This window comes from Streptomyces sp. 12E (assembly GCF_055633275.1).
The window spans coordinates 2,833,776-2,848,510 of sequence record NZ_JBVNCJ010000001.1 but is presented as its reverse complement, the minus strand read 5'-3'; the positions used below and the strand labels follow the sequence as shown (position 1 = coordinate 2,848,510).

The window sequence follows — 14,735 nt, the reverse complement described above, 5'->3', positions numbered from 1 at the left end:
GGCGGATGAGCAACGGGCGCCCGGCCCCTACGGCGCCCCGCCCCAGCCCCCGTACGGGCAAGCTCGCCCAGTCGCCCCACCCCGGCAGAACCCCTCCCCGGCAGAACCCCCCACTGGCAGCCCCCGCGGCGCCGGAGAGCCTCACGGCGCGGTGTCCGGCCGGTGCCGGACACCTCTCATCCCGCCCCCGCCCCGGGTGAGCGCAACGTTCCCTGGCGGTCACCGCCCGCCACAGCGCCGAAACGCCCCCTCCCTACCTTCGGGACCATCCCCTCGCGGCACCGCCCGCGCCCCCGGAGAGCAGTGGAGGCCTCATGACAGCCCGCAGCGGCCGCTGGATCCAGCAGTGGGACCCGGAGGACGAGACCTTCTGGAACCGCACCGGGGAGAAGGTCGCCCGCCGCAACCTGCTCTTCTCCGTGCTCTCCGAGCACATCGGGTTCTCGATCTGGACGATGTGGTCCGTGCTGGTGCTCTTCATGGGCCCGGAGTACGGGCTCACCCCGGCCGACAAGTTCCTGCTGACGTCGATGGTCACGCTCGTCGGCGCCGTGGTCCGGGTGCCGTACACCTTCGCCGTCGCGGTCTTCGGCGGGCGGAACTGGACGGTGATCAGCGCGGGGCTGCTGCTCGTGCCCACCGTCGCCGCGTTCGCCGTGATGGAACCGGGGACGTCCTTCTCCACGTTCCTGCTGGTCGGCCTGCTGGCCGGGATCGGCGGCGGCAACTTCGCCTCCTCCATGACCAACATCAACGCCTTCTTCCCGCTGCGGAAGAAGGGCTGGGCGCTCGGGCTGAACGCCGGCGGCGGCAACATCGGCGTCCCGGTGATCCAGCTCGCCGCCCTCGCGATCATCGGCGCGAGCGGCGGACCCCGTGTGCTGCTCGGCGTCTACATCCCGCTGATCGTCGTCGCCGCCGTGCTCGCCGCGCTGTACATGGACAACCTGGCCTCGGTGAAGAACGACACCGGCGCCGCCAAGGACGCCGCGCGGGACGCGCACACCTGGATCATGGCGTTCCTCTACATCGGCACCTTCGGCTCGTTCATCGGCTACAGCTTCGCCTTCGGGCAGGTGCTGCAGAACCAGTTCGACCGCACGCCGCTCGAGGCCGCGTACGTCACCTTCATCGGGCCGCTGCTCGGTTCCCTGATCCGCCCGGTGGGGGGCTCGCTCGCCGACCGGTACGGCGGCGCGCGGATCACGCTGTGGAACTTCGTCGCCATGGGCGCGGCGACGGCGGTGCTGATCGTCGCCTCCATGCAGAAGTCGCTGGCGCTGTTCACCGTCGCCTTCGTGGTGCTGTTCGTGCTGACCGGCCTCGGCAACGGGTCGACGTACAAGATGATCCCCGGCATCTTCCAGGCGAAGGCACGGGCCAAGGGGCTCGCGGGGGAGGAGGCGGCCGCGTACGGGCGGCGGCTGTCGGGCGCCTCCATGGGCCTGATCGGCGCGGTGGGCGCGCTGGGCGGGGTCGGCATCAACCTGGCCTTCCGCCAGTCCTTCCTCTCCTACGGCTCCGGCACCGGCGCGTTCGTCGCCTTCCTCGCCTGCTACGCGGTCTGCTTCGCGGTCACCTGGGCGGTATACCTTCGTCGCCCGGCGGCCCGTGCGGGTGACACGGGCCCGGCTGAGGAGGAGAAGCCGCAGCTCAGCTACGCCGACGTGTGACGCGAAGTGACGTAACACTGGTGACATGAAGCCGAACCGGGCCTGTCACGCATCGTTGACAGGCTCGACCGGCGGGGAGGCGGAGCCGTACCTTCCCGCAGTACGCCGACTCGAGCCGGGACGAGAGCCATGGACGACGAACAAGAGCAGCCGCCGGAGCACGGGCCCCTCGCGGGGTTCACCGTGGGGGTGACCGCGGCGCGCCGGGCCGACGAGCTGGGCGCGCTGCTCGAGCGGCGCGGAGCCGCCGTGCTGCACGCCCCGGCCCTGCGGATCGTGCCGCTCGCCGACGACAGCGAGCTGCTGGCCGCCACCAAGGAGATCATCGGGCAGGCCCCGGACATCGCGGTCGCCACCACCGCCATCGGATTCCGGGGGTGGGTGGAGGCCGCCGACGGCTGGGGGCTGGGCGAGGACCTGCTGGCGCGGCTGCGCGGGGTGCGGATCCTGGCGCGCGGCCCCAAGGTGAAGGGCGCGATCCGGGCCGCCGGGCTGACCGAGGAGTGGTCGCCGGCGTCGGAGTCGCTGGCCGAGGTGCTCGACCGGCTCCTCGAGGAGGGCGTCGACGGGCTGCGGATCGCCGTACAGCTGCACGGTGAGCCGCTGCCCGGGTTCGTGGAGTCGCTGCGGGCCGGGGGAGCGGAGGTGGTGGGGGTGCCGGTCTACCGGTGGCTGCCGCCGGAGGACCTCGGTCCGGTGGACCGCCTCGTCGACGGATGCGTCGCCCGGACCCTGGACGCGGTCACCTTCACCAGCGCGCCGGCCGCCGCGTCCCTGCTGTCCCGCGCTCAGGAGCGCGGGCTGCTCGACGACCTGCTCGCCGCGCTCGGCCACGACGTGCTGTCCGCCTGCGTCGGCCCGGTCACCGCGCTGCCGTTGCAGGCCCGCGGCATCGACACGGTGCAGCCCGAACGCTTCCGGCTCGGCCCGCTGGTCCAGCTGCTCTGCCGGGAACTGCCCGCGCGGGCCCGCACGTTGCCCGTCGCCGGGCACCGGGTGGAGATCCGGGGGCACGCGGTCCTGGTGGACGGCGCGCTCCGGCCCGTCCCCCCGGCCGGGATGTCGCTGCTGCGGGCGCTGTCCCGACGGCCCGGCTGGGTCGTCCCCCGCGCGGAGCTGCTGCGCGCCCTTCCGGGCGCGGGCCGCGACGAGCACGCGGTGGAGACCGCCATGGCCCGCCTGCGTTCCGCCCTGGGCGTCCCGAAGCTGATCCAGACGGTCGTCAAGCGCGGCTACCGCCTCGCCCTGGACCCGGCGGCGGAGTCGAAGTACGACGCGGACGGGTGAGCCGGCCATGACCGCGGCGGCTCGCACACCGCGGGGGCCGGAGGACCCTCACCGTCCCCGCCGCCCCTCCGCCAGGTCCCGTACCGCCCGTTCCAGCCGTGTCCTCCGGCTCTCCGGCGTCGCCGCCTGGAGCAGCGGGAGCATCACGAGGTAGCGGGCGGTCCGGTCGAGCGCGTCGAACGCCGCACGCGCCACCGGGTCCGCGGCGAGCGCCGCGGCGAGATCGTCCGGGACCACGGCCGTCGCCTGCGACGCGTACGCGCGGTCCCAGCGGCCGTCCTCCTGGGCCCGCCGGACCTCGGCGAGGCCGGGCTCCCGCATCCGGCCCGACGCCGCCAGCGCCGCGACCTTCTCGACGTTCACCCGCGACCACAGGCTCCTGGGCCGCCGTGGCCCGTACTTCTGCAGGTAGTACCGGTCGTCCAGGCCCCGGCGCTGCCCGGAGATCCAGCCCCAGCACAGCCCCACGTCGACCAGTTCGCCATCCGTGACCGACGCGATCCCCGACGCCTTCTTCGCCACCTTGACCCACACGCCCTCGCGGCGGGTGTGGTGCTCGGCCAGCCAGTCGTCGAAGGCCGCCGCGTCCGGGAACGCGACGACCTCCACCCCGTCGAAGTCCTCCACGCGGGCCAGGCTAACCCGGCCGCGCCCCGGTCCGCGGGCCGAGCGGGCCGGGCTCCTCGGGGCCGGAGCGGCTGCGGGTACGGAACGTGCGGCGGTAGGTGTGCGGGGGCAGGCCGACCGTGCGGTTGAAGTGCCGGCGCAGCGTGGTGGCGGTGCCCATGCCGGTGGCGGCCGCGACGGCGTCGACGCTGTCGTCGGTGGTCTCCAGCAACTCCTGGGCCCGACGGATGCGTTGGGTGAGCAGCCACTGCAGCGGGGTGGTGCCGGTCGTGGCCCTGAAGTGGCGGCCCAGGTGGCGGGAGCTCATCCGCGCCCGGCGGGCCAGATCCTCCACCGTCAGCGGCTGGTCGAGCCGTTCGAGCACCCAGGGGAGCAGGTCGGCGAGGGGGTGGTGGCCCGGGGCGGGGACCGGGGCGGGGATGAACTGGGCCTGGCCGCCGTCCCGGTGCGGTGGCACGACCAGGCGGCGGGCGACCTCGTTGGCGGTCGCCGAGCCCCGGTCGAGGCGGATGAGGTGCAGGCACAGGTCCATGGCGGCGGCCTTGCCGGCGGAGGTGAGCACGCCGCCGTTGTCCACGTAGAGGACGTCCGGGTCCACCTCGACCTTCGGATGGCGGTCGGCCAGCGCCCGGGTGTGCGCCCAGTGCGTCGTCGCACGCAGCCCGTCCAGCAGGCCGGCGGCGGCCAGCACGAAGGCGCCCGTGCACAGGGAGACCAGACGTGCGCCCGCCTCGTGGGCCGCGCGCACCGCGTCGACCAGCTCGGCGGGCGGGGCCTCGTCGACGTCGGCCCAGCCCGGGACGATCACGGTGTCGGCGTGGGGGAGCCGGTCGAGTCCGTGATCGGGCTCGAGCAGGAACCGTCCGGCCCGCACCGGGCCGGGACCGCAGACGACGAGGTCGTACCAGGGACCCGTCACGCCGTCCGGGGCGGAGCCGAAGACCTCCTGCGCGAGGGCCAGTTCGAAGTGAAGCATCCCGTCGGTGACGGCCAGCGCGACAGTGTCCACGTCCGGAAGTGTACGGGGCGTGTCGTTCCGGACACTCGTGCGGATCCCCGCCCCCCGCCAGGATGGTCGTGACGGAGCACCACAGGTCGTTCGAGCGAGGGAAGCACCCATGACGACGGAGCCCAGGGTCGCGGTGTACGGCGCGTACGGACACACCGGGCGGTTCGTGGTGGCGGAGCTGCGGGAGCGCGGGTTCGTCCCGGTGCTCTCCGGCCGCGACGCCGGCAAGCTGAAGGCACTGGCGCACGGGACCGGGCTGGAGGCCCGCCCCGCGCCGGTCGACGATCCGGCCTCGCTCGACCGGGCGCTGGCCGGCGCGGCCGCCGTGATCAACTGCGCCGGGCCCTTCGCCACGACGGCCGCCCCGGTGATCGAGGCGGCGCTGCGCGCCGGGATCCCGTACGTGGACGTGGCGGCCGAGATCGAGGCCAACGTCGACACCTTCACGCACTTCACGGACCGGGCACGGGAGGCCGGGGCGCTGATCGTCCCCGCGATGGCCTTCTACGGCGGCCTCGGCGACCTGCTGGTCACCACGGCGATGGGCGACTGGACGGCGGCCGACGAGGCGCACATCGCCTACGGGCTGAGCGGCTGGCACCCCACCGCAGGGACGCGTGCCGCCGGCGCGGTCTCCCGGCAGCGGCGGGACGGCCGCGGCGTCCGGTACCGGAACGGTCGGCTGGAGTACCACCGGGACGACCTGCCCACGCTGGAGTGGCCCTTCCCCGCCCCGATGGGACCCCGGCCCGTCATCGGGGAGTTCACGATGGCGGACGTCGTCACCGTGCCCAGCCACCTGGCCGTCCCCGAGGTGCGCACCCACATGGCGGTGGAGGCGGCGCGGGACGTCGCGGCCCCGGACACGCCGGTGCCGGCCGCGGCCGACGAGTCCGGACGGTCCGGGCAGACCTTCCTCGTCGACGCGGTCGTGCGCTCCGGCGCCGTCGAACGGCGTGCCGTGGCGAGGGGCCGGGACATCTACGCGGTCACCGCGCCGCTCGTGGTCGAAGCGCTCGACCGCATCCTCACGGGACGGACCAGGGCGACCGGTGTCGTCTCCGCCGGCGCGGTCTTCGACGCGCCCGACTTCCTCCGCGCGCTGTCCCCGCACATCACCCTGGAACAGGACGGCGGGACGTCCGGTGCGACCCCGCCCGGGGACCACCGGGACCGCACCGTGCTCCGCCGCCCCACCGGTGGGCGAAGGCCGGCCCGGCCGTCGTCCGCCGGGTGAACTCCTCGCGCGGGGCGTCCCGGCCGGCGGTGTGCCGCCCGGCGACAACCGGGCGGCGGAGGGGTTCCGGGGGCCGGTGCGGGCAGGCACTGTGGGAGGGGAACGGTTTCCCGGATCGCTCACCGGCCCCGCACGCGCGGGGCCACCCTAGGCGGTGGCAGGAACATGGCACTGGGTACGGTCACGACGGCGTCCCACGAGCTGCGGTTCGACACCGGGCGGGTCTGCCTGGACCTGCTCGCGACCACCCATCCCGTGGAGCGGCTCGGCTCCGTGGAGGTGCTGCGCGCCTGGATCACCGGCTCGGGGCTCGTGCCGGCGGGCACCGTGCTCGCCCACGCCGACGCCTCCTGGCCGGCGGCCTTCCGCGAACTGCGCGGGTGGCTCGCCCCGTTGGTGCGCGGCCGGCCGGCGTCCGGCGTCCCCTCGTACGACCTCGCGCTCGCCCGGGTGAACGAGCTGGCCCGCGGGGCGCCCCCGGCGCCCCGCGCGGTGCCCGGTGAGGACGGCGTGCTGGTGCGCCGCCTCGACGGCCCGCCCGGCCGCGCGGGGCTGCTCGCGGCCGTCGCGCGGGACGCGGTGGACCTGCTCACCGACCCCGTCGTACGCGCGAGGCTGCGGCAGTGCGAGGGCGACAACTGCCCGATCCTGTACGTCGACACGTCCCGGGGGCGCAGACGGCGCTGGTGCTCCGGCGAGACCTGCGGCAACCGGGAGCGCGTGGCCCGCCACCGGCGGCGCGCGGCACTGGCGCGTGCCTAGCCGGACTCCGGTGTCACTCGCGGGCCTTCCGTGCGCCGCCCGCGGGGAGTGGTGAAGTGACGCCGGTCGCGCCGCAGTTCACCGTTCCTTCGCTGTGATCGACGTCACACTCCTGTCGTCGTGTCGGAAATGTAAAGAAGCGGCGGGGGGATTGTGGGTTCATGTCCCGGTCGTCACACGAGCTCGCCGAAAACCGTCACCTCCCTTTGAACACCCGCCCGCCACCGTCCGTACCGGTTGTCGAGCGACCGACGGGGAATCCCCCGGACACCGGAGGTGGGCGTGCGCAAGGATGCGGCCGTGGCCAATGAACGTGGAGCGAGGGCCCGACATCGCATGTCCTCACAGCCCTCGGAACCCGACGAGGAGCTGATGCGTGCGCTGTACCGCGAGCACGCCGGACCTCTGCTGGCCTACGTCCTGCGGCTGGTCGCCGGAGACCGGCAGCGCGCCGAGGACGTCGTCCAGGAAACGCTCATCCGTGCCTGGAAGAACGCCGGTCAGCTCAATCGGGCGACCGGTTCGGTACGCCCCTGGCTGGTGACGGTCGCCCGACGCATCGTCATCGACGGCCACCGCAGCCGGCAGGCCCGGCCGCAGGAGGTCGATCCGTCGCCGCTGGAGGTCATCCCCGCGGAGGACGAGATCGACAAGGCGCTGTGGCTGATGACGCTGTCGGACGCGCTCGACGACCTGACCCCGGCCCACCGGGAGGTACTCGTCGAGACGTACTTCAAGGGGCGTACCGTCAATGAGGCGGCGCAGACACTCGGCATACCCAGCGGCACCGTCCGCTCCCGGGTCTTCTACGCCCTGCGGTCGATGAAGCTGGCTCTGGAGGAGCGGGGGGTGACGGCGTGACGAGGGTCTACGGGGGATACGGAGAGGGTGGCACGGGTATGTCTGGTCCCATGCAGGGATCACCGGTGCCGAACGAACACGAGACCGTCGGCGCCTACGCCCTCGGCATCCTCGACGATGCCGAAGCAACCGCTTTCGAGGCGCACCTCGCGACCTGCGACTGGTGCGCCCAGCAGCTCGACGAACTCGCCGGCATGGAGCCGATGCTGGCCGCGCTCGCGGACCTGCCCGGCACCGGGACGCCCGCGCTGGGCGAGTCGCTGTCCGCCAAGCCCTCCCCGCGTGTGGTGGAGAGGCTGGTCGACGAGGTGGCCGAGCGCCGCGCCAGGAAGCGCCGCCGCAACTTCTACATGGTGGCCGCCGCCGGCGCGCTGATCGTCAGCGGTCCGTTCGTGGCCGTGGCGGCCAGCGGCGGGGGCGACGAGAGCGGGGGCGGGGGCGGTACCGAGCGGACGCTCGTGGCCAACCCGGCGAAGGAGGCGTTCGACAAGAGCTCCGACAAGATCATGGCGACCGACCCCGGCAGCCAGGTGACCGCGACCGTGGCCCTGGAGAAGAAGCTCTGGGGCACCGAGATCGTCACGGAGCTGAAGAACGTCAAGGGCGAGCAGAAGTGCTCGCTGATCGCCGTCGGCAAGAACGGCGAGCGCGAGACGGTGAACTCCTGGTCCGTCCCCGGCGAGGGCTACGGACTGCCGGACGCCACGTCGGAGAAGGCCAGGCAGCCGCTGTACGTCCAGGGAGGCGCCGCCTTCCAGCCGAACGAGATCGACCACTTCCAGGTCATGACCTTCGACGGCAAGCTGCTCGTCGAGGTCGACGCGTAGCCTTCCGGGGCCCCCTTCGCGTACGGTTGACGGCTGCCCAGCACGTCAGAAGGGGGCCCGGTGGCCGCTCAGGCTCAACAGCAAACCGCGGTCGATCCGGTTCACGACTCCGTTCGCGACCGGGAGATCCGAGTCGAACAGGAACACCTCGACCGGGTGTACCGGCGCCTCGAGGAGAAGATCCACGAGGCCGAGTTCCTCATGCGCGACGCCGCCCGGCGCGGCCAGGTCGGCACGCCCGGCGCCCTCGCCGAGCGGGACGCCCAGGTCTTCCGGGCCGGCGTCCACCTCAACCGGCTGAACAACGAGTACGAGGACTTCCTCTTCGGCCGCATCGACCTGCTCCTCGGCAGGGACGGCAAGAAGGGCCCCGACGGCGCGTACACCGCCGTCGAGCCCGCCGAGGGCGCCGTGCGCCCCGACAACACCGCCGACATCGCCGAGACCCTGCACATCGGCCGCATCGGCGTCCTGGACGAGGACTACGCCCCGCTGGTCATCGACTGGCGGGCGCCGGCCGCCGCCCCCTTCTACCGCTCCACCCCGGTCGACCCCGGCCGGGTCGTGCGCCGCCGCGTCATCCGCTCCAAGGGCCGCCGGGTCCGGAGCGTCGAGGACGACCTGATGCGCCCCGAGCTGACGGCGTCCCTGGACGGCCGCGAGCTGCCCGTGATCGGCGACGGCGCCCTGATGGCCGCGCTCGGCCAGGCCCGTACGCACACCATGCGGGACATCGTGGCGTCCATCCAGGCCGAGCAGGACCTGGTGATCCGCGCCCCCGCCGCCTCCGTGACGTACGTCGAGGGCGGCCCCGGCACCGGCAAGACCGCCGTCGCCCTGCACCGCGCGGCCTACCTCCTCTACCAGGACCGGCGCCGGTACGCGGGCGGCATCCTGATCGTCTCGCCCACCCCGCTCCTGGTCGCCTACACCGAGGGCGTGCTGCCCTCCCTGGGCGAAGAGGGCCAGGTCGCCATCCGCGCCATCGGCTCGCTGGTCGACGGCGCCGAGGCCACGCTGTACGACTCCCCGTCGGTGGCCCGCGTCAAGGGCTCGTACCGCATGCTGAAGGTGCTGCGGAAGGCAGCCCGCGGAGCGCTGGAGCGACACGACTCACCCCAGCGGCTGCGGGTCGTCGCCTTCGGCCGCCGCCTGGAACTGGAGGCGGGGGAACTGGCGGACGTCCGCCGCACCGCCCTCGGCGGCACCGCCCCGGTCAACCTGCTGCGCCCCCGCGCCCGCAAGCTGCTCCTCGACGCCCTGTGGGAGCGCTCCGGCGCCGGGAAGCGGCACACCGACCCGGAGCTGGCCGCGGAGCTGCGCGCCTCCTTCGACGAGGACGTCACCTCCGAGGACGACTTCACCGCCTTCCTCGACGCCTGGTGGCCCGAGCTGACCCCGGACGCCGTCCTGGACGCCATGGCGGACGAGAAGCGCCTGGGCCGCTGGGCCCGGCGCGTCCTCAACCCGGGCGAGGTCCGCAAGGTCGCCCGCGCGCTGAAGCGCGGCGGCCGCTCCGTGCACGACATCGCGATGCTCGACGAGCTCCAGGCGATCCTCGGCGCCCCGGCCCGCCCCCGCAGGAAGCGCGAGCTCGACCCGCTGGACCAGCTCACCGGCCTGGAGGAGCTGATGCCGGTGCGCGAGGAGAGCCAGCGCGAGCGGGCCGAGCGGCTCGCCCAGGAGCGCGTCGAGTACGCGCACGTCATCGTCGACGAGGCCCAGGACCTCACCCCGATGCAGTGGCGCATGGTCGGCCGCCGCGGCCGGCACGCCACCTGGACGATCGTGGGCGACCCGGCCCAGTCCTCCTGGTCCGACCCCGACGAGGCCGCCCAGGCCCGCGACGAGGCCCTCGGCAGCCGTCCGCGCCGCCGCTTCGAGCTCACCGTGAACTACCGCAACCCCGCCGAGATCGCCGAGCTGGCGTCGAAGGTCCTCGCCCTCGCCATGCCGGGCTCGCAGTCGCCGAGGGCGGTCCGCTCCACCGGCGTGGAGCCGCGCTTCTCCGTCGCCGAGGGCCCGCTGGGCGAGACGGTGCGCGCGGAGGCGGCCCGGCTGCTGGACCGGGTGGACGGCACCGTCGGCGTGGTCGTCGCCATGCAGCGCCGCGAGGAGGCCCGGCGCTGGCTCGACGGGCTCGGCGGCCGCGTGGTGGCGCTCGGCAGCCTGGAGGCCAAGGGCCTGGAGTACGACGCGACGGTCGTCGTCTCCCCGGCGGAGATCGCCGACGAGTCCCCGGCCGGCCTGCGGGTCCTGTACGTCGCCCTGACCCGGGCCACGCAGCAGCTGACGGTGGTCTCGGCGGACCGCGACGAGCCCGACGCGGCCGGGGTGCCGGATCTGCTGAGGGACTGAGGAAGCGAGGGACCGAGGGGCGCCCGGAAAAAGGTTTGCGCCGCGGGAATGGCCTCACCGGATCCGTTTGTTAGCCTTGGACGTGGCACCGGCCCGATCCAAGCCCCCGGGCCCAACCATAGTCGCTTCGAGCGACCACTTGCCGCGAGGCGAGCATGGCGGGTCGGTGTCACTCAGGTGTTCGAGAGGCCCACGTCGCTCCTTGGTGACGTGGGCCTCTTCTTCTGCCCGGCCGACTCCGGATCGCGGAAATGAGTTTCCGCGATCCGGTATACGTTGATGAACAAAACGTCCGCAATTCAAGGGCGGCTACCGCGTACTCAGGGGTAGGTGCGACGATCGGACGGCACATTCAGCGGCACGGTGAAAGCAGAGGAAGTCGGCCATGGCAACGGCGCCCAGCGTCTCCTACTCGATGACGATCCGGCTGGAGGTGCCCGCGAGCGGAACCGCCGTATCGCAGCTCACCACGGCCGTGGAGTCCTCCGGAGGCTCGGTGACCGGCCTCGACGTCACCGCGTCCGGCCACGAGAAGCTCCGCATCGACGTCACCATCGCGGCTTCCTCCACGTCGCACGCCGACGAGATCGTCGAGCAGCTGCGGGGCATCGAGGGCGTCACGCTGGGCAAGGTCTCCGACCGTACGTTCCTGATGCACCTCGGCGGCAAGATCGAGATGGCGTCGAAGCACCCCATCCGCAACCGTGACGACCTGTCCATGGTCTACACGCCCGGGGTGGCCCGGGTGTGCATGGCGATCGCGGAGAACCCCGAGGACGCGCGCCGCCTGACCATCAAGCGCAACTCCGTTGCGGTCGTGACGGACGGCTCGGCGGTGCTGGGGCTGGGCAACATCGGCCCGAAGGCCGCGCTGCCGGTGATGGAGGGCAAGGCGGCCCTGTTCAAGCGGTTCGCCGGCATCGACGCCTGGCCGCTGTGCCTGGACACCCAGGACACCGACGCGATCGTGGAGATCGTCAAGGCCATCGCGCCGGGCTTCGCCGGCATCAACCTCGAGGACATCTCCGCCCCCCGCTGCTTCGAGATCGAGGCCCGGCTGCGCGAGGCCCTGGACATCCCCGTCTTCCACGACGACCAGCACGGCACCGCGATCGTCGTCCTGGCGGCCCTGACCAACGCCCTGCGGGTCACCGGCAAGGCCATCGAGAACATCCGCGTGGTGATGTCCGGCGCCGGCGCGGCCGGGACGGCCATCCTGAAGCTGCTGCTGGCCGCCGGGGTGAAGAACGCCGTGGTGGCCGACATCCACGGCGTCGTGCACGCCGGCCGCGCCGACCTCGTCGACGCCGCCCCCGGCTCCGCGCTGCGCTGGATCGCCGACAACACCAACCCCGAGAACCTCACCGGCACCCTGAAGGAGGCCGTGCGCGGCGCGGACGTCTTCATCGGCGTCTCCGCCCCCAACGTCCTCGACGGCACGGACGTGTCCGCGATGGCCGAGGACGCGATCGTGTTCGCGCTCGCGAACCCCGACCCCGAGGTGGACCCGGCAATCGCCCGCCAGTCGGCGGCCGTTGTCGCCACCGGCCGCTCCGACTTCCCCAACCAGATCAACAACGTGCTGGTCTTCCCGGGCGTCTTCCGCGGCCTGCTCGACGCCCAGTCCCGCACGGTCAACACCGAGATGATGCTCGCCGCCGCCCAGGCCCTGGCCGACGTGGTCACCGAGGACGAACTCAACCCGAACTACATCATCCCCAGCGTCTTCAACGACAAGGTCGCCGGCGCCGTCGCCGGCGCGGTGCGCGACGCGGCGAAGGCGGCGGGGGCGTCGGCCTCCTAGGGAGACCCGCCGCCCGGCGGGCTGTGAGGATCACCACGGCGGGTTGGGACCGGCGCGTCGGGGCACCCGGAGATCCTGGTCGCCCTCTATGGTGGCGGCCGGGCCGTGGCGCCCTTCGTGTGACTCCCCGGAGTGTTCTCACGACTCCTGCGGGTGCCGGATTGGCATTACCGCCGCAGGTAGAGGCAGGATGCGTCCCTGGGCGCGAGGGTCTGACGAGGGACCCGGGTCCGGGGACCCACCGAGGAACCTGGCAGCATCGGCTTGGCCGTGCCCGACATGCGGCTCCGCCGCGTGGCACGCCTCAACGGCAAGAAGAACACGGGAGTAACAACATGAACCGCAGTGAGCTGGTGGCCGCGCTGGCCGACCGCGCCGAGGTGACCCGCAAGGACGCCGACGCCGTGCTGGCCGCGTTCGCCGAGGTCGTCGGCGACATCGTCTCCAAGGGCGACGAGAAGGTCACCGTCCCCGGCTTCCTGACCTTCGAGCGCACCCACCGGGCCGCGCGCACCGCGCGCAACCCGCAGACCGGTGAGCCGATTCAGATCCCGGCGGGGTACAGCGTGAAGGTGTCGGCGGGCTCGAAGCTGAAGGAAGCCGCCAAGGGCAAGTGACCTCGCCTTTTTAAGAGGTCGTAGGGACTGCGGGCCTGTCGTGGCCGGTCGCGCCCGCGCGGCGGAGCCGCACACGCACGTGGTCCCGCGCCCCCCGAGGGCGCTTGCGCATACGCCGATGGGGCGGTCACCCGAGTCCGGGTGACCGCCCCATCGGCGTATGCGCGACGGCTCCTGCTATCCGAGCGCCTTGCCCGGGAGCTCGACCTTCGCGCCCAGTTCCACGAGCTTCTCCATGAAGTTCTCGTAGCCGCGGTTGATCAGGCCGATGCCGTGGACGCGGGAGGTGCCCTGGGCGGCGAGGGCGGCGATGAGGTAGGAGAATCCGCCGCGCAGGTCGGGGATGACGAGATCCGCGCCCTGGAGCTTCGTCGGGCCCGAGACGACCGCCGAGTGGAGGAAGTTGCGCTGGCCGAAGCGGCAGTCGGAGCCGCCCAGGCACTCGCGGTACAGCTGGATGTGCGCCCCCATCTGGTTGAGCGCGGAGGTGAAGCCGAGCCGGGACTCGTAGACCGTCTCGTGGACGATGGACAGGCCCGTCGCCTGGGTCAGCGCGACCACCAGCGGCTGCTGCCAGTCGGTCTGGAAGCCCGGGTGCACGTCCGTCTCCAGCGCGATGGACTTCAACTGCCCGCCGGGGTGCCAGAAGCGGATGCCCTCGTCGTCGATCTCGAAGGCGCCGCCGACCTTCCGGTAGGTGTTCAGGAACGTCATCATCGAGCGCTGCTGGGCGCCGCGGACGTAGATGTTGCCCTCGGTCGCCAGCGCGGCGGACGCCCAGGAGGCGGCCTCCAGGCGGTCGGGGAGGGCACGGTGGGTGTAGCCGCCGAGCTTGTCCACACCGGTGATGCGGATGGTCCGGTCGGTGTCCATCGCGATGATCGCGCCCATCTTCTGCAGGACGCAGATCAGGTCCTCGATCTCCGGCTCCACCGCCGCGTTGGACAGCACGGTGACGCCCTCCGCGAGGACCGCCGTCAGCAGCACCTGCTCGGTCGCGCCGACCGAGGGGTACGGCAGCCGGATCTTGGTGCCGCGCAGCCGCTGCGGGGCCTCCAGGTACTGGCCGTCGGCCCGCTTCTCGATGGTCGCGCCGAACTGCCGCAGCACGTCGAAGTGGAAGTCGATGGGCCGGCCGCCGATGTCGCAGCCGCCGAGACCCGGGATGAACGCGTGCCCGAGCCGGTGCAGCAGCGGGCCGCAGAACAGGATCGGGATCCGCGAGGATCCGGCGTGGGCATCGATGTCAGCGACGTTGGCGCTCTCCACGTACGTGGGGTCGAGCACCAGTTCGCCGGGCTCCTCGCCCGGACGGACCGTCACGCCGTGCAGTTGCAGCAGTCCCCGGACGACCCGGACGTCACGGATGTCCGGGACGTTGCCCAGACGGCTCGGTGCGCTGCCCAGCAGCGCGGCGACCATGGCCTTCGGTACGAGGTTCTTCGCACCGCGGACACGGATCTCGCCCTCCAGCGGGGTCCCGCCGTGGACAAGCAGTACGTCATCAGCGCCGTTGACGGTCATGAATCTCGCGTTCCGTGGGGAGTGGGGCAGGGGCCAGAAGGGAAAGGGTAGTCGCCCCCGGCCCCCCGTCCGTAAGCCCGAGGAGGGCCCTGGGAGGTCATGGCTCTGTCACAACACGGGCCGTTCCGGGGCGTGCACACGGGGTCACC

The 14,735-nt window shown here is 72.8% G+C and carries 12 protein-coding genes; 9 read left to right on the top strand and 3 right to left on the bottom strand.

Translation table 11 applies throughout. From position 1 onward, the window contains the following. Nucleotides 1-314 precede the first annotated feature (314 nt). Together ACZ8ZB_RS13350 and ACZ8ZB_RS13345 are read left to right on the top strand one after the other, a co-directional pair. A complete protein-coding gene (locus ACZ8ZB_RS13350) occupies nucleotides 315-1,673 on the top strand; it encodes a nitrate/nitrite transporter (RefSeq protein ID WP_470737930.1) in 1,359 nt (452 codons plus the stop codon). A 129-nt stretch (nucleotides 1,674-1,802) separates the two neighbouring features. Further along, nucleotides 1,803-2,960: a uroporphyrinogen-III synthase gene (locus tag ACZ8ZB_RS13345; protein WP_470737929.1), complete on the top strand. Its 1,158-nt coding sequence runs from the start codon at nucleotides 1,803-1,805 to the stop codon at nucleotides 2,958-2,960. Nucleotides 2,961-3,008: 48 nt separating this feature from the next. Here ACZ8ZB_RS13345 and ACZ8ZB_RS13340 read toward each other — a convergent pair whose 3' ends face one another. Next, nucleotides 3,009-3,587 carry a YdeI/OmpD-associated family protein gene (locus ACZ8ZB_RS13340; RefSeq protein WP_470737928.1) on the bottom strand — a complete coding sequence of 193 codons (579 nt, stop codon included), beginning with the start codon at nucleotides 3,585-3,587 and terminating at the stop codon, nucleotides 3,009-3,011. Between the two features lie 10 nt (nucleotides 3,588-3,597). Next, nucleotides 3,598-4,596 carry a helix-turn-helix domain-containing protein gene (locus ACZ8ZB_RS13335; protein ID WP_470737927.1) on the bottom strand — a complete coding sequence of 333 codons (999 nt, stop codon included), beginning with the start codon at nucleotides 4,594-4,596 and terminating at the stop codon, nucleotides 3,598-3,600. Between the two features lie 109 nt (nucleotides 4,597-4,705). Here ACZ8ZB_RS13335 and ACZ8ZB_RS13330 point away from each other — a divergent pair, with 109 nt between their 5' ends. The 7 genes from ACZ8ZB_RS13330 to ACZ8ZB_RS13300 all read left to right on the top strand — a co-directional run bounded on the left by ACZ8ZB_RS13330 (nucleotide 4,706) and on the right by ACZ8ZB_RS13300 (nucleotide 13,062). Beyond that, the gene (locus tag ACZ8ZB_RS13330; RefSeq protein WP_470737926.1) at nucleotides 4,706-5,833 is read left to right on the top strand and encodes a saccharopine dehydrogenase family protein; all 1,128 of its coding nucleotides are present in this window, start codon (nucleotides 4,706-4,708) and stop codon (nucleotides 5,831-5,833) included. A gap of 165 nt (nucleotides 5,834-5,998) precedes the next feature. After that, complete coding sequence (locus ACZ8ZB_RS13325) at nucleotides 5,999-6,595, top strand: CGNR zinc finger domain-containing protein (RefSeq protein WP_470737925.1); 597 nt, start codon at nucleotides 5,999-6,001, stop codon at nucleotides 6,593-6,595. Between the two features lie 276 nt (nucleotides 6,596-6,871). Beyond that, nucleotides 6,872-7,456: a sigma-70 family RNA polymerase sigma factor gene (locus tag ACZ8ZB_RS13320; RefSeq protein ID WP_004930798.1), complete on the top strand. Its 585-nt coding sequence runs from the start codon at nucleotides 6,872-6,874 to the stop codon at nucleotides 7,454-7,456. Nucleotides 7,457-7,521: 65 nt separating this feature from the next. Next, the gene (locus tag ACZ8ZB_RS13315) at nucleotides 7,522-8,283 is read left to right on the top strand and encodes a zf-HC2 domain-containing protein (protein WP_470737924.1); all 762 of its coding nucleotides are present in this window, start codon (nucleotides 7,522-7,524) and stop codon (nucleotides 8,281-8,283) included. Nucleotides 8,284-8,343: 60 nt separating this feature from the next. Next, nucleotides 8,344-10,641 (top strand): HelD family protein, encoded by a 2,298-nt coding sequence (locus tag ACZ8ZB_RS13310; RefSeq protein WP_470737923.1) that lies wholly within the window; start codon nucleotides 8,344-8,346, stop codon nucleotides 10,639-10,641. 385 nt (nucleotides 10,642-11,026) lie between these two features. Beyond that, nucleotides 11,027-12,445, top strand: a complete 1,419-nt coding sequence (locus tag ACZ8ZB_RS13305; RefSeq protein WP_470737922.1) for an NAD-dependent malic enzyme — start codon at nucleotides 11,027-11,029, stop codon at nucleotides 12,443-12,445. A gap of 335 nt (nucleotides 12,446-12,780) precedes the next feature. Beyond that, complete coding sequence (locus ACZ8ZB_RS13300; protein ID WP_004987462.1) at nucleotides 12,781-13,062, top strand: HU family DNA-binding protein; 282 nt, start codon at nucleotides 12,781-12,783, stop codon at nucleotides 13,060-13,062. A gap of 177 nt (nucleotides 13,063-13,239) precedes the next feature. Here ACZ8ZB_RS13300 and murA read toward each other — a convergent pair whose 3' ends face one another. Further along, nucleotides 13,240-14,586 (bottom strand): UDP-N-acetylglucosamine 1-carboxyvinyltransferase, encoded by a 1,347-nt coding sequence (gene murA, locus ACZ8ZB_RS13295; RefSeq protein ID WP_381229465.1) that lies wholly within the window; start codon nucleotides 14,584-14,586, stop codon nucleotides 13,240-13,242. Between the last annotated feature and the right edge of the window lie 149 nt (nucleotides 14,587-14,735).

Excerpts from the sequence above, each read along its gene's own strand:
- ACZ8ZB_RS13350 (WP_470737930.1), top strand. The coding sequence starts at position 315 with ATGACAGCCCGCAGCGGCCGCTGGATCCAGCAGTGGGACCCGGAGGAC.
- ACZ8ZB_RS13345 (WP_470737929.1), top strand. The coding sequence starts at position 1,803 with ATGGACGACGAACAAGAGCAGCCGCCGGAGCACGGGCCCCTCGCGGGG.
- ACZ8ZB_RS13330 (WP_470737926.1), top strand. The coding sequence starts at position 4,706 with ATGACGACGGAGCCCAGGGTCGCGGTGTACGGCGCGTACGGACACACC.
- ACZ8ZB_RS13325 (WP_470737925.1), top strand. The coding sequence starts at position 5,999 with ATGGCACTGGGTACGGTCACGACGGCGTCCCACGAGCTGCGGTTCGAC.
- ACZ8ZB_RS13305 (WP_470737922.1), top strand. The coding sequence starts at position 11,027 with ATGGCAACGGCGCCCAGCGTCTCCTACTCGATGACGATCCGGCTGGAG.
- ACZ8ZB_RS13300 (WP_004987462.1), top strand. The coding sequence starts at position 12,781 with ATGAACCGCAGTGAGCTGGTGGCCGCGCTGGCCGACCGCGCCGAGGTG.
- murA (WP_381229465.1), bottom strand. The coding sequence starts at position 14,586 with ATGACCGTCAACGGCGCTGATGACGTACTGCTTGTCCACGGCGGGACC.